This is a genomic window from Microbacterium sp. Y-01 (assembly GCF_003856715.1).
Lineage (GTDB): Bacteria > Actinomycetota > Actinomycetes > Actinomycetales > Microbacteriaceae > Microbacterium > Microbacterium algeriense.
In genome coordinates this window covers 1,104,832-1,118,226 of sequence record NZ_CP024170.1, presented here as the reverse complement: position 1 = coordinate 1,118,226, position 13,395 = coordinate 1,104,832, and the positions used below count along the sequence as shown (strand labels likewise).

General features: G+C 70.2%; 12 protein-coding genes. 9 read left to right on the top strand and 3 right to left on the bottom strand.

Annotated features, from left to right (window positions below):
• The first annotated feature begins 54 nt into the window (after window positions 1–54).
• A complete protein-coding gene (locus tag CSX12_RS05190; RefSeq protein ID WP_124895077.1) occupies window positions 55–2,046 on the top strand; it encodes a primary-amine oxidase in 1,992 nt (663 codons plus the stop codon).
• On the opposite strand, the gene murQ is transcribed toward CSX12_RS05190, so the two are convergent.
• Together murQ and CSX12_RS05180 are read right to left on the bottom strand one after the other, a co-directional pair.
• Window positions 2,043–2,978, bottom strand: coding sequence for an N-acetylmuramic acid 6-phosphate etherase (gene murQ / locus CSX12_RS05185; RefSeq protein ID WP_017204025.1), 936 nt, complete (start codon window positions 2,976–2,978; stop codon window positions 2,043–2,045). The two genes, CSX12_RS05190 and murQ, sit on opposite strands and share 4 nt — an antisense overlap.
• Window positions 2,968–3,864, bottom strand: a complete 897-nt coding sequence (locus CSX12_RS05180) for a BadF/BadG/BcrA/BcrD ATPase family protein (RefSeq protein WP_124895076.1) — start codon at window positions 3,862–3,864, stop codon at window positions 2,968–2,970. The genes murQ and CSX12_RS05180 overlap by 11 nt, the downstream gene beginning before the upstream one ends.
• 137 nt (window positions 3,865–4,001) lie before the next feature.
• On the opposite strand from CSX12_RS05180, the gene CSX12_RS05175 reads away from it, so the two are divergent.
• Complete coding sequence (locus CSX12_RS05175) at window positions 4,002–4,859, top strand: MurR/RpiR family transcriptional regulator (RefSeq protein WP_124895075.1); 858 nt, start codon at window positions 4,002–4,004, stop codon at window positions 4,857–4,859.
• Window positions 4,860–4,880: 21 nt separating this feature from the next.
• On the opposite strand, the gene CSX12_RS05170 is transcribed toward CSX12_RS05175, so the two are convergent.
• A complete protein-coding gene (locus CSX12_RS05170) occupies window positions 4,881–6,023 on the bottom strand; it encodes a DUF998 domain-containing protein (RefSeq protein ID WP_241160568.1) in 1,143 nt (380 codons plus the stop codon).
• A gap of 94 nt (window positions 6,024–6,117) precedes the next feature.
• On the opposite strand from CSX12_RS05170, the gene CSX12_RS05165 reads away from it, so the two are divergent.
• The 7 genes from CSX12_RS05165 (at window position 6,118) to CSX12_RS05135 (ending at window position 13,362) form a co-directional block, all read left to right on the top strand.
• A complete protein-coding gene (locus tag CSX12_RS05165; RefSeq protein WP_017204029.1) occupies window positions 6,118–7,074 on the top strand; it encodes a helix-turn-helix domain-containing protein in 957 nt (318 codons plus the stop codon).
• Window positions 7,075–7,252: 178 nt separating this feature from the next.
• Window positions 7,253–8,041, top strand: coding sequence for a MoaF C-terminal domain-containing protein (locus CSX12_RS05160; protein WP_017204030.1), 789 nt, complete (start codon window positions 7,253–7,255; stop codon window positions 8,039–8,041).
• Window positions 8,042–8,171: 130 nt separating this feature from the next.
• Window positions 8,172–8,594, top strand: coding sequence for a nuclear transport factor 2 family protein (locus tag CSX12_RS05155; RefSeq protein WP_124895073.1), 423 nt, complete (start codon window positions 8,172–8,174; stop codon window positions 8,592–8,594).
• 33 nt (window positions 8,595–8,627) lie between these two features.
• Window positions 8,628–9,794, top strand: a complete 1,167-nt coding sequence (locus tag CSX12_RS05150; protein WP_017204032.1) for an ABC transporter substrate-binding protein — start codon at window positions 8,628–8,630, stop codon at window positions 9,792–9,794.
• Window positions 9,795–10,053: 259 nt separating this feature from the next.
• Window positions 10,054–10,914 carry a branched-chain amino acid ABC transporter permease gene (locus CSX12_RS05145; RefSeq protein ID WP_124895072.1) on the top strand — a complete coding sequence of 287 codons (861 nt, stop codon included), beginning with the start codon at window positions 10,054–10,056 and terminating at the stop codon, window positions 10,912–10,914.
• Window positions 10,901–12,673, top strand: coding sequence for an ATP-binding cassette domain-containing protein (locus tag CSX12_RS05140; RefSeq protein ID WP_124895071.1), 1,773 nt, complete (start codon window positions 10,901–10,903; stop codon window positions 12,671–12,673). The genes CSX12_RS05145 and CSX12_RS05140 overlap by 14 nt, the downstream gene beginning before the upstream one ends.
• On the top strand, window positions 12,670–13,362 hold the full coding sequence (locus tag CSX12_RS05135) for an ATP-binding cassette domain-containing protein (RefSeq protein WP_017204035.1): 693 nt from the start codon (window positions 12,670–12,672) through the stop codon (window positions 13,360–13,362). The genes CSX12_RS05140 and CSX12_RS05135 overlap by 4 nt, the downstream gene beginning before the upstream one ends.
• The last annotated feature ends 33 nt before the right edge of the window (window positions 13,363–13,395 follow it).

Genomic DNA, 13,395 nt, shown 5'->3' with positions numbered 1-13,395 from the left:
CGTATCATCGTGCCAACCCGTTTATTGAGCGTCCGCTCGAAAATAGTGAGGTCGATGATGTCCCACCACGCTCCGCAGCCCGTGTCGATCGAGAAGATCGCGCCGTCGCACCCGCACGATCCGCTCACCGGCGCCGAGATCGCCGCGGCGCGCAGCATCCTCGACGCGGCAGGTCTCCTGACCGAGACGACGCGCGTGCCCATGCTGCTGCCCGACGAGCCGACCAAGGAGGAGTTCGCGGCGTGGAATCCCGGCGACCCCATCGACCGTCGGGTCGACGTCACCCTGCTCGACATCGCCACCGGTGTCGCGACCGAGGCGATCGTCTCGCTCACCCGCGGCGAGGTGCTGCGCACGCACCGCGTGCCGAACGACGCGCCGCCCTACGGACAGCCGCAATACCTGTTCGAGGAATACGAGCGCGCCGAGGCCATCGCGAAGGCATCGCCCGAGTGGCAGGCCGCCATGCGGCGTCGCGGCCTCGAGCAGCATATGGCGCTCGCCTTCTGCGGCCCCCTCGCCCCCGGCTACACCGGGCGGGCGGACGAGGTCGGCCGCCGGGTGATCCGCTCGCTGACCTTCCTCAAGTACGACGAGCAGGACTCGCCGTGGGCGCATCCCGTCGAGGGGCTCATCGTGCACATCGACCTGACCGCGAACACCGTGATCCGCGTCGAGGACCACGGCGACGTGCCCGTGCCGGAGGGCCACGGCAACTACTACCCCGAGACGCAGGGCGCAGCGCGCACGTCGCTCAAGCCCATCGAGATCACGCAGCCCGAGGGTCCGAGCTTCACGGTCTCCGGATCCCTGGTGGAGTGGGAGGGCTGGTCGATGCGCGTGGACTTCAACGCGCGCGAGGGGCTGGTGCTGCACGACGTGACCTTCCAGGGTCGCTCCGTGCTGAGCAGGGCGAGCGTGCCCGAGATGGTCGTGCCCTACGGCGACACGGCACCGGGGCGCTTCTGGATCAGCTACTTCGACGCCGGGGAGTACCTGCTGGGCAAGAACGCCAATCACCTCGAGCTCGGCTGCGACTGCCTCGGCGTGATCCGCTACCTCGACGGCTGGGTCGCCGACGACCACGGCCACCCCGTTCGCATCCCGAACGTGGTGTGCATGCACGAGGAGGACTTCGGCATCCTCTGGAAGCACACCGACCTGTCCGGCCGCGCCGACGTGCGCCGCTCCCGCCGATTCGTCGTCTCGTACTTCTCCACGATCGGCAACTACGACTACGGCTTCTACTGGAACTTCGGACTCGACGGCTCGATCGAGGTCACGGCCAAGGCCACGGGCATCGTCTTCGCCGCCGCGGGAGAGCCCGGCGTGCGGCAGCAGCACGCCACGGAACTCGCTCCCGGTGTCTTCGCGCCGGTCCACCAGCACCTGTTCTGCGCACGGCTCGACGTCGCGATCGACGGCGAGGACAACCGCCTCGTCGAGGTGGATGCGAAGCGCGTGCCCATGGGGCCGGAGAACCCCTTCGGCAACGCGTTCAGCTGGTCGGAGACCCCCCTGCGGACGGAGCAGGAGGCACAGCGGGAGGCCGACACCTCCGTCGCGCGCGTGTGGGAGGTGCAGAGCGCGTCGCGGACCAACCGCGTCGGCCGCCCGACCGCTTACCACCTCATCCCGGAGCCCACCGCGCTACTGATGGCCGATCCCGAATCGTCGGTGGCCGCACGCGCCGCGTTCGCCACCAAGCACCTGTGGGCCACCCGCCACGAGTCGGGGCAGATCTGGCCGGCCGGACGGTACCCGAACGCCCACCAGGGCGGCGCGGGGCTCCCGGAGTACACCGCCCGGGATCGCTCCATCGACGGCGAGGACCTCGTGCTGTGGCACACGTTCGGCCTCACGCACTTCCCTCGACCGGAGGACTGGCCCATCATGCCGGTCGACTACGCCGGGTTCTGGTTCAAGCCGAACGGCTTCCTCGACGAGAACCCCGCGATGGACGTGCCGCAGTCGTCGCAGGCGCACGCGGCGACCGGGGCAGGCTCCTGCTGCGGGGGCGGCGCAGCCTGCACCTGCGAGCACTAGGCGAGGGCGGCGATCGCTTCCCGGAGGATGCCGTGTGCTCGTTCGAGGGCGGTCGCCGCGGCCTCGGGCGTCGCGCCGGTGGCGAGCATCAGCAGCGCGAGCTTGACCGATCCGTCCGCGCCTTCGAGGGCGGCGGCCGCCTCGTCGACACCCACGCCGGCGAGCTGCGAGACCGTGCGGATCGACCGCGCGTGCAGCTTCTCGTTGGTGGCGAGCAGGTCGACCATGACCCCGCGGTACGTCTTGCCGAGGTTGATCATCGACAGCGTCGTGAGCATGTTGACCACGAGCTTCTGCGCCGTGCCGGCCTTCAGCCGGGTGGAGCCGGAGATGAACTCCGGACCCGTCACGACCTCGATCGGAATGTCCGCGACGGCGCCGATGGCCGAATCCGCGTTCGAGGCGATCGCGACCGTGAGCGCGCCCACGCGGCGGGCGTACTCCAGACCGCCGATGACATACGGCGTGCGGCCGGAGGCGGAGATGCCCACGACCGTGTCGTTCTCGGCGAGGTCGAGCTCCCGCAGCGAGGCGCCTGCGGCCTCCGCGTCATCCTCCGCGTTCTCGACGGCGGACCGGATCGCGGTCTCGCCGCCGGCGATCAGACCGACCACCATCGAGGGGTCGGTGCCGAACGTGGGCGGGCACTCGCTGGCGTCGAGCACGCCGATGCGCCCCGCCGTGCCCGCGCCGATGTAGATCAGGCGTCCGCCGCGACGGAACCGCTCCGTGATGCCGTCCACCGCTGCCGCGATCTCCTCGGCTCGCTCGGCGACCGCCTCGGGCACTCTCCGGTCCTCCGCATTCATGCGGCGCACGAGCTCGGCGGTGCCCAGCAGATCCAGGTCGCCCCGTTCGGTGGTCGACGCCTCGGTGTCGAGCTTCTCGAGGACCGAGAGCAGAGCGGAGAGGCGGGAGTCGTCATTCGGCACGATGCACGAACCTTTCGTGGGGGAGATCTGCGCGACGCGCCAGCAGCAGCGCACCGTCGAGGGCGTCGCCCTGCGCGGGCACGACCCGGCGGCCGGCGGTGTGAAGAGAGGAGGCGAGAGCGTCGCGGAACCACGCGTGGCCGGTGAGCCCGCCATGCAGCACGACGTCGACGGTCTGGGCCGATGCCGCCACCGCGGTGTCCGTGAGCAGCCGCACGGCCTCCAGGGCGATGCTGCCGGCGACCGCGTCTCCGCCCTCCGCGGCATCGAGCACGAGCGGCGCGAGTGTCGCGAGCCGACGCGGAAGCGGACCGGGCTGCGCCAGCCAGCCCTGCACATCGGAGACGGTGCCCACCGGTTCGGCGACGGCGTCGCTCAGGGTCGTGGCGGGTCCGAGGCCGTCGGCCTGACGCAGCACGGCACGCAGCGCCTCGCGCCCCAGCCATGAACCGCTGCCGAGGTCGCCGAGTTCGGGTCCCCAGCCGTCGACGAGGCGGGCGCCCTCTTGGTCGATGCCGAGCGCCGCCGCACCGGTGCCCGCGATCAGGAGCACTCCGGCTTCTCCGGCGAGCGCACCGACGTGCGCGGTGACGACATCGGACGCGACGACGGTCCGCGCCCCTGTCGCGGCGGCGAGGCGGGAGGCCAGCTCTGCGGCGCCCTCGGGCGCCAGCCATGCCCCGGCGGCGCCGACGCCCAGGAGTCGGAGTCCGGGGACGTCTCGGAGCAGAGGGAGGATCGCGGCGGCTGCCGCCTCCACTCCCCCGGCGGCCGTGAGCCCGGGCGACCCGATCCCGTCTCGTGTGCTCCGCTCACCCGCAGCGTCGATGACGATGCGACAGCGGGACTTGCCGAGGTCGACGGAGGCGGTCGTCGGCGCGCTCATCGGCTCTCCTCGGGGACACGGTCAGGAAGGTCTGAAAAGATAGTACAAGGCGGCAGGATCTGCCGAAAAGAATTTACCACCGATGTCGCAGCCGCCGTCGCGACATACTTGAGAATCCCACATCCCCGGAGGACCGATTGAGCATCCAGTCGACGATCGAAGCCGCCGCATCGACCCTGCCGCCCTCGCTCACCCGCGTCGCCGCCGTGATCCGGGAGAACCCCGCGGTCGTGATCGACCTGACCATCAACGAGCTGGCCGAGAAGTCGAACACCTCGGTGGCATCCGTCGTGCGCTTCTGCCGCGCGATCGGCTTCAGCGGATACGCGCCCCTGCGCATGGCGCTGGCCACCGAGCTCGGCAAGGAGGCCGCGCAGTTCTCCGCCCGCGGTGCATTCGGTTCGGAGATCTCCGAGGAGGATTCCCTCGAGGAGGCCGTGTCGAAGCTCGCCGGACTCGAACTGCTCGCCATCGAGGAGACCGTGGCCCAACTCGACTTCCGGGTGCTCGAAGCAGCGATCGACGCGATGGACCGTGCGGAGCGCATCCTCCTCTACGGCATCGGGGCGAGCCAGTTCGTCGCGGAGGATCTGGCGCACAAGCTCCTGCGCGTCGGCCGGAACGCCCATGTGCTCGCCGACCCGCACGAGGCCGTCGCCGCGACGGTGCTGCCCGTCGCCGGGACCGTCGCCATCGGCTTCTCGCACACCGGCTCCACGGTGGAGACCGTGCGGTTCCTCGAGACCGCCAGAGCCAACGGCACCACGACCGTCGCGGTGACCTCCGCCAAGGACTCCCCGCTCGCCCGCGCCGCCGACCATGCGCTTTTCACGGAGGTCAGGGAGTCCGCCTTCCGCGCCGGCGCCATGGTCAGCCGCATCGCGCAGCTGACCCTCGTCGACTGCCTGTTCATCGGTGTCGCCAAGCGCCGCTATGCCGAGACCGTCGACGCGCTGCAGCGCACCCGCCTGGCCACGCACGCCCTCCGCGGCTGAGGCGACCGCTCAGCCGACCGCTCAGCCGACGGCCGGCACCGCCTGATCACGCGGGGCGGCCGCCGATCCGACAGATCCGGCCGTGCGCAGGAACACGATGATCCAGCTGAAGATGAGCACGGCCGCGATGAGCTCCACCGCGGTGAGGTTGTAGTAGCCGACCGCGAAGAAGGCCGCGAGCAGCACGATCACGAGCACGTAGGCCCACCCGAGCCCGACGAACACCCGCGGGATCGACGGCAGCAGCCAGGGAAGCCCCACGACGACGACGGCGAAGACGACGACCATGCCTGTCGCGACGGTGTTGTGCAGCAGGAAGAACTCGTCGACGGGGAAGATCCCCACGCATCCGAGGAAGACCCCCAGCAGGATGAGACCCCCGCGCACGATCCGTCGTCCGCGACGCTCGGCAGCGTCGCCGACCGGGAGGCCCGCGGTGGCGTAGCGGGAGATCGTGGTCACCATGATCCCCGCGATGATGAGGGTCGCATTGAAGGCGACCGACGAGCTGTTCGTGCTCATGCCGAGCGCCGACAGGTTGTCGCGCCACCAGTGCACGTCGCTCGAGGCGAGCATGCTGGCGAAGGCCCCGACGACGAGGAACACGGCGAGGACGAGCGACAGCACCATCGGCGTGAGCGCCACCGAGCTGAGGAACGTCACGTACGCGGTGAGCGCGAAGGCGACGGCCACGAGCACGGCACCAGGGAACGCGAAGACCGGGGCATCCGTGAAGCTGCGCTCCAGCAGCTCGGCGATGCCCAGCCAGCCCAGGTAGGCGATCGCGGCATGCGCGAAGGCGATCGCCACGAGGTCGTACCAGCGCAGGCGATCGCCCGGGACGCTGAATCCGTCGCGCAGCGCATCCGCGTCGACGTTCTCGGGGCGCACCGCCAGCCGACCGAGCGCGAAGGCGACCGCTGCGGTGATCGCCCCGCCTGAAGCCGCGAACACCCCGATCGACCCGGAACCGCTGATCGCGAGCTCGTGCCCCCAGAACACCGGAAGCGCCACCGCGAACCCGAGCACGAGGAACGCCGCGCCCACGATCAGGGCCGTCGCCTCGAACACGGCCGCCGAGGTGTCCGGCCCGCGCACCTGTCGCAGCACCCGGCCGATCCTGTCGCCGATCACCCGCATCGTCCCGTCGCTCACGGTCCACATCCTAGGAGGCGTCCCGTTCGCGCGTCGCCGGTGATACCATCGCGGAACGGATCGTATACAACGTCGTCGTTCCCACCACCCGAGGTGATCATTCATGAACGGTGCACCCGCCGCCCCTGCCGAATCGGTGTCCACGCTCGTCGCGCGCAACATCAGCGAATTCCGCGCCGCCGTCTCGGAGTCGTTCGTCCCGCTGCAGGTGTCCACCGGGGGTCCCGATCACTTCCGCGGCGTCATCCGCGGCGCATCCGTCGACGAGGTGCACGTGACCGAGGTGCGGGCGACCTCGCACGTCGTGGAGCGCACGCCCGAGCTCATCGCCCGGGGGGACAACTCGTACTTCAAGGTCAGCCTGATGCTCGCCGGCACCGGCCTGCTCATCCAGGACGACCGGGAGGCCGTGCTCGAAGCCGGAGACCTCGCGGTGTACGACACCGATCGCCCCTACTCCCTCGTCTTCGACGCCGACTTCCGCACCATGGTCGTCATGTTCCCGAAGCACCTCATCAGCCTGCCGTCGACCATGATCGGCCAGCTCACCGCCGTGCGCATCTCGGGACAGGAGGGGCTCGGCGGCATGGTGGTGCCCTACCTCACGCAGCTCGCGGGAAACCTCGACCAGCTCGCCGGCACCACCGGAGCCCGCCTCGCGCACAGCGCCCTCGACCTCGTCACCACCGTCTTCACGCGAGAACTCGGCCTCGACGGGGTGTCCGCCGATCCGCATCGCGCGCTCGTCCAGCGCATCCGGGGCTACATCGACCGCAACCTCGCCTCGACCGACCTCGGCCCCGCATCGATCGCCTCGGCGCACTACATCTCGACGCGTCACCTGCACGGACTCTTCCAGGAGCAGGGTGTGACGGTCTCCACCTGGATCCGCACGCGTCGCCTCGAGCAGTGCCGTCGCGACCTTCTCGACCCGATGCTGGCCGACCGTCCGGTCGCGGCGATCGCCGCCCGTTGGGGCTTCGTGGACGCCGCGCACTTCAGCCGCGCGTTCAAGTCGGCGTTCGGCGTCTCCCCCAGCGAGTACCGCGCCGCGCACTGAGCCAGGACCGGGTCACGCAGGCTCTTGCCCCGGACGGCACGCCGGTTGACTCTCGGCGCGCGATGGAGGCCGAGACCTTGAGGGCATGACGGCCCCGGACCGAGCATGAGGCAAGCGCACCGCGAAGACGCGGTGCCCGGGGCGCAGCAGCCCCGCCGCGTGCGACGTCTGGACCCGCATGACCGACATCTCCACCGACCCGGCACTCGACGAATGGCGCACCTACGACGAGTTCGCCGCCGGCATCGACACCTTCCGCCTGCCGAGCACGACGCTCGCCGGCACCGACCTCGCGCTGACCCTGGACGACGGCGGCACGCTGACGCTCCGCTTCGACGAGGACGCCGTCACGTGGAGCGGCCTGGACGCCTCGGGGACCGATCCCTATGACGCCGTCCGCGTGCGCGACGACGTCGTCTTCGTGAACATCCCGCTGGCGAGCCGCGAGCGCGAAGCGCTCACCGTGGTCTTCTCGACCACGACGAACCGGGCGACGGTCATCCGCTCCCGCATCGCCGCGGAGGCCGTCGAGGGCACGCCGCAGGTCGGTCAGGACTTCTGGGCCGCGACGACCGACCAGGGCCCCGCGACCGGCGAGATCCCCGGCCCCAGCCGCGACCTGATCGGCAAGCGCAACATCTACCGCTACAGCCCGCATCACCTGTACGAGCACGTGTACGTCTCCAGTCAGCGCTACGCGTGGCAGTGCCTGGAGGGCGTGCAGCGGGGGCACGGCGATATGGACCTGTCGACCGTGTGGAAGTTCGCCGACGGGCTGTACCTGTTCTGCTTCCGCGAGTTCCGCATCGCCGTCGCGAGCGTCTGGCTGCACGACCTCGGCTATCAGCTCATGACCACGGGGATCTTCCTCGGGCTCAACGGCGACGGCGAGTCCGAGCACTCCCGCGCCGGAGGGCACATCTACCCGCTGGGCAGCGTCGCCTACCCCGACGCCCAGCCCGTCTGACCCTTCGACCCCTTCGACCCCTTCGACCCCTTCGACAGGCTCAGGGACCCAGGACCGGGACTCAGGGATAGGCCCTTCGACAGGCTCAGGGACCCACAACCCGCACGGGACCCAGAACGAGAGAGAACACATGAGCAACGCAGACCTGATCCGCGAGCACTACGCCGCCAACGACCGCGGCGACCTCGACGGCATGCTGGCGCCCTTCGCCGCCGACATCCAGTGGACGGAGGCCGCCGGCTTCCCCTACGCCGGCACCTACATCGGCCCCGCAGCCGTCGCCGAGAACGTCTTCGGCCGCATCCAGGAGGAGTGGGACGACTACACCGTCGCGATCGACGAGGTCGTCGACGGCGGCGACGTGGTGGTCGGCATCGGCACCTATTCCGGCACCTACAAGGGCACAGGACGCTTCTTCGCCGCCCGCGTCGCCCACGTCTGGCGCGTGGCCGACGGAGAGATCGTCGCCTTCGAGCAGTTCACCGACACCGAGCTCGTCAATCGCGCACTGCGCGACCCGTCGACGGGCTCCGCGACCCAGCCTTCGAGCTGACAGCACGACCCGAACACGAGAGGCAGGAATCACATGAACAAGCGAGTATCCGGCACCGCGGCCCTCATCGCCGTGGCAGCCCTCACCCTCGCCGGCTGTGCCGGCGGAGACGGAGCCGGGGGTGAAGGATCCCCGATCGTGGTCGGCTCGGTCAACACCATCAGCGGCCCGGCGACGTTCCCCGAGGCGTCCCAGGCCGCCGCCGCCGTCTTCGACGCCTTCAACGAGGAGGGCGGTCTCGACGGCCGGACCATCGACTACAAGATGCTCGACGACAAGGGCGACCCCGCCACGGCCACCGCTTCCGCCCGCGAACTCGTCGGCAGCGACGGGGCGGTCGCGCTGGTCGGCTCCGCGAGCCTGATCGAGTGCGAGATCAACGCGAAGTACTACGAGCAGGAGGGCATCCTCTCCATGCCCGGCATCGGCGTCGACACGGGCTGCTTCGACAGCGACAACATCTCCCCCGCCAACGTCGGTCCTTTCAACGACATGACCCTCACCCTGCAGTACGGGTCCGAGGTGCTCGGCCTCGACGACATCTGCATCCTGCTCGAGATCGCCGGCTCCACACGCCCCACCTATCAGGCGGCCATCGACAAGTGGACCGAGATCACCGGCAAGGAGCCGAAGTACGTCGACGACACCGTCCCGTACGGTGCCTCCGACTACACGCCCTACATCGTCAAGGCGCGCGACCAGGGCTGCAAGGCGCTGGCGATCAACCCGGTCGAGCCCGATGCGATCGGACAGGTCAAGGCCGCGAACGCGCAGGGCTGGGACGACGTCACCTGGCTGTACCTCACCAGCGTCTACAGCGAGAACTTCGCGCAGGCGATCGACGACGCGGGCGCCGGCATCTACGTGCCCGCCGAGTTCTACCCGTTCACGGACGACAGTGAGATCAACGCCGACTGGCGCGAGCTGATGGAGAAGAACGACATCGCGCTCACCTCGTTCAGCCAGGGCGGCTACCTCGCGGCGACCTACTTCATCGAGGTTCTCAAGAGCATCGACGGAGACATCACCAGGGAGAGCGTCTCCGCGGCGTTGAAGGACATGGACCCGATCGAGAACCCGATGGTGGGCACGCCGTACGCCTTCGGCACCCAGAACACCGCGGGCTGGCCGATCATCCTGAAGTCCGGCACGCACGCCTGGGAGCAGGTCGCCGACGACTGGCTGCGCATCGGCGAGTGACCCGCGCTTCGACAGGCTCAGCGACCCACTCCGGTGCGTCCCTGAGCGTGTCGAAGCCCCCGCCCCGTCGCCCCTTGGGTCCCTGAGCTTGTCGAAGGGCCCCCACCCTGGGCCCCGCCCTTGGGTCCCTGAGCTTGTCGAAGGGCCCCCACCCTGGGCCCCGCCCCTGGGTCCCTGAGCTTGTCGAAGGGCCCCCACCCTGGGCCCCGCCCCTGGGTCCCTGAGCTTGTCGAAGGGCCCTCACCAGAAAGGACGCCTCATGCTGCAAGGCGCCATCGCCGGACTCGCCGCCGGCGGCCTCTACGCCGTTCTCGGCGTGTGCCTCACCTTGATGTCCCGCCTGGTGCGGGTCGTGAACTTCGCCCAAGCCGCGACCGGCATGTTCGGCGCGTTCACCGCGGTGTGGTTCGTCCGCGAGATCGGACTCGCGATCTGGCTCGGCTCCGTCCTCGGCGTTCTGATCGCGGGGCTCCTGGCCGCGGCGATCGGGTTCATCGCCGCGACGTGGCTCTCCGAAGCCTCCACCACCACCCGGTCGGCCATGACCGTCGGACCGCTGCTGCTGCTGATCTCGATGTCGTTCATCCTGTTCGGAAACAAGCCGCAGCCGTTCGCGCCGATCATCGCCGGACCCGCGTTCTCCCTGGGCGGCGTCGTCGTCAGCCAGGTGACCGTCGCGACCGTGGCGATGGCGATCGTCACCGCCATCCTCGTGCGGATCGTCCTGCGCCGCACGAGGGTCGGCACGCAGCTGCGCGCCCTCTCGGAGCGGCCAACGACCGCCGAGCTGCTCGGCATCCGCTCCCGTCCTCTCTCCATCGCGGTGTGGTTCGTCACCGGCGTGATCAGCGCGATCGCGATCATGATCGTCGCGCCCTCGCAGTCCAACGACGCCACGAGTCTGTCGATGCTGATCGTGCCGGCGGCCGCGGCCGCGCTCCTGGGCGGGTTCCGCCGCCTGGACCTGGCCGTGGTCGGCGGCATCGTCCTGGGAGTGCTCGGCGGCCTCGTCGCTCAGATCGACGAGGTGGCGCTGGTGCGCAACTTCCTCCCGTTCCTGTTCATCGTCGTCCTGCTGCTGTGGACGCAACGCAAGGAGGTGTGGGATGCCGCTCGCTGACCGCCCCTGGTTCCGGGCCACCTGGCCGTTCGCCGTCGCCCTCGCGGGGATCGGTGTCGGCGCCATCCTCAGCTCGGCGCTGCCGGGATACTTCGTGTTCCTGGCCATCAGCGCCGTCACCGCGGCGATCGCGATCCTCGGCCTCGGCATCGTCACCGGTTCCGCGGGGATGATCGCCCTGTGCCAGCTCACCTTCGCCGCCGTCGGCGCGTGGATCGTCTCGCTGCTCAACGTGATGCAGGCGCCCGGCGGGTTCCTCGTGTGGCTGCTCCTGGGCGGCATCGCCGCCGGACTCGTCGGCATCCTCGTCGGGCTCCCCGCGCTGCGCCTGCGCGGCGTGAACCTCGCGGTCGTCACCCTCGGGTTCGCTGCCGCGGCCGACGTGACGCTCGTGCAGATCCAGTTCCCCGGGTCCGCCGACGGCACCGCCATCGAGCGGCCTGCGATGTTCTCCAACGACCGCCAGTTCTTCTTCCTCTCGATCGTCGTGCTCGCGGTCTGCGCGCTCGGGGTGTTCTTCCTGCAGCGCGGCCGCTGGGGCTCGAGCTGGAAGGCCGTGGCGTTCTCCGAACGGGGAACCGCCGCCGCGGGCCAGAGCGTGCAGTCGGCGAAGCTGACCGCGTTCGCCGTGTCCGCCGCGCTCGGAGGCATCTCCGGGGGGCTCCTCGCAGGACAGGTGCAGCTGCCGTTCGCGTCGAGCTTCACCCCGCTGCAGTCGCTCGCCCTGTACGTGCTGGCGATCATGTCCGGCGCCCACCTCATCGACATGGCGATCTTCGGCGGCCTGCTCTGGGTGCTCGTGCCGGAGCTGCTCAAGCGCTGGGGCGTGCCGCAGGACTGGGGTTTCGTCGTCTTCGGCGTGCTCGGGGTGCAGGCCCTCACCAGCGGCACCAACCTCGGCCAGGGCATCCGCAATCTGCTCTACCGGCGCGCCGACCGGCGGACGGCGAACGCCGAGCTCTCCGCCCTGCCACCCGACGCCGGAGCGGATGCCGCAGCGATCACCACCACGACCACGGCCACCGTGGACGAGGCCGCCCTCGATGGCGCTCCCGTGCTCACCGTCGAAGGGCTCACGGTGCAGTTCGGGGCCCTCAAGGCGCTGGACGACGTGTCGTTCACGGTGCCGGCCGCTTCGATCATGGGGCTCATCGGCCCGAACGGCGCAGGCAAGTCGACCTTCGTGGATGCGATCAGCGGATTCCTTCCCAAGCACGGCGGCCGGGTGCTGCTGGGCGACCGCGACCTCGCCGGCCTCTCCCCGACACGGCGCGCCCGGCTCGGCCTGCGTCGCACGTTCCAACAGGATCGCGTCCCTCCATCCCTCACCGTCGGGGCGTATGTGCGCTTCGTCGCCCGGCGTCGTCTCGCCACCGCGGACATCGATGAGGTGCTGGCGTTCTTCGGCTGCCCGCCCGCCCGATCGCGGCTGTCGAGCGTCGATGTGGGGACGCGCCGACTGGTCGAGGTGGCCGCGAACGTCGCGGCCCGCCCTCGCCTGCTGATCCTCGACGAACCCGCTGCCGGGCTCTCTCACGAGGAGCACCTCGCCCTCGCCGCCCGGCTGCGCGAGCTGCCGACGCGCTACGGCGTCGCCCTCATCATCATCGAACACGACCTGGACCTCGTCCGCTCGGTGTGCCCGACCCTGACCGTGCTCGACTTCGGTCGAGTGCTGGCCACCGGGCCCCAGGCCGAGGTCCTCGCGAACCCCGACGTCGTCAAGGCGTACATGGGAGAGACGGAGCTGCTGACATGAGCGAACTCGTCCTCGACGCCGTGACCGTGAGTCGCGGCGCCGGTCCGGTGATCTCCGACGTCTCCCTGCGCGTCGCCGGCGGAGAGGTGCTGGCCCTGGTCGGCCCGAACGGCGCAGGCAAGACCAGCCTGATCGAATCGGTGTCGGGTGTGACACCGCACTCGGCCGGAACCATCACGCTCGACGGGGAGCCGATCGACAGGCTGTCCCGCGTCGCCAGGGCCCGTCGCGGGATCGTTCACATCGAGCAGGGGCGGGCAGTGTTCCCCTCGCTCACCGTGCGCGAGAACATCTCCCTCACGGCGCGCACCTCTGCGGAGCAGGACGCGGTGCTGGCGCAGTTCCCGGAGCTGGAGAAGCGCATCGACGCGCCGACGGCCCTCCTCTCCGGGGGCGAGCAGCAGATGGTGGTGCTGGCGCGGGCGTTCGCCGCGAAGCCGCGGATCCTGCTCATCGACGAGATGTCGCTGGGGCTGGCACCCGTGGTGTTCATGCGGCTGATGCCGATCGTGCAGTCGATCGCCGAGTCCGGGGTGGGTGTGCTGCTCGTCGAGCAGTTCACCCAGCTCGCTCTCGGGCTGGCCGAGGAAGCGGTGGTGGTCGCCGGGGGTCGCGTGTCGTTCCAGGGCACGGCCGAGGCCCTGCAGGCCGACCCCGCCCTCCTCCACCGCGCGTACCTCGGCGGCTGAGCACGTGTCAGGGGCGAGCGACCGGCGGCGATG

Excerpts from the sequence above, each read along its gene's own strand:
- CSX12_RS05190 (WP_124895077.1), top strand. The coding sequence starts at position 55 with ATGATGTCCCACCACGCTCCGCAGCCCGTGTCGATCGAGAAGATCGCG.
- CSX12_RS05180 (WP_124895076.1), bottom strand. The coding sequence starts at position 3,864 with ATGAGCGCGCCGACGACCGCCTCCGTCGACCTCGGCAAGTCCCGCTGT.
- CSX12_RS05170 (WP_241160568.1), bottom strand. The coding sequence starts at position 6,023 with ATGTGGACCGTGAGCGACGGGACGATGCGGGTGATCGGCGACAGGATC.
- CSX12_RS05165 (WP_017204029.1), top strand. The coding sequence starts at position 6,118 with ATGAACGGTGCACCCGCCGCCCCTGCCGAATCGGTGTCCACGCTCGTC.
- CSX12_RS05160 (WP_017204030.1), top strand. The coding sequence starts at position 7,253 with ATGACCGACATCTCCACCGACCCGGCACTCGACGAATGGCGCACCTAC.
- CSX12_RS05155 (WP_124895073.1), top strand. The coding sequence starts at position 8,172 with ATGAGCAACGCAGACCTGATCCGCGAGCACTACGCCGCCAACGACCGC.
- CSX12_RS05150 (WP_017204032.1), top strand. The coding sequence starts at position 8,628 with ATGAACAAGCGAGTATCCGGCACCGCGGCCCTCATCGCCGTGGCAGCC.
- CSX12_RS05145 (WP_124895072.1), top strand. The coding sequence starts at position 10,054 with ATGCTGCAAGGCGCCATCGCCGGACTCGCCGCCGGCGGCCTCTACGCC.
- CSX12_RS05140 (WP_124895071.1), top strand. The coding sequence starts at position 10,901 with ATGCCGCTCGCTGACCGCCCCTGGTTCCGGGCCACCTGGCCGTTCGCC.
- CSX12_RS05135 (WP_017204035.1), top strand. The coding sequence starts at position 12,670 with ATGAGCGAACTCGTCCTCGACGCCGTGACCGTGAGTCGCGGCGCCGGT.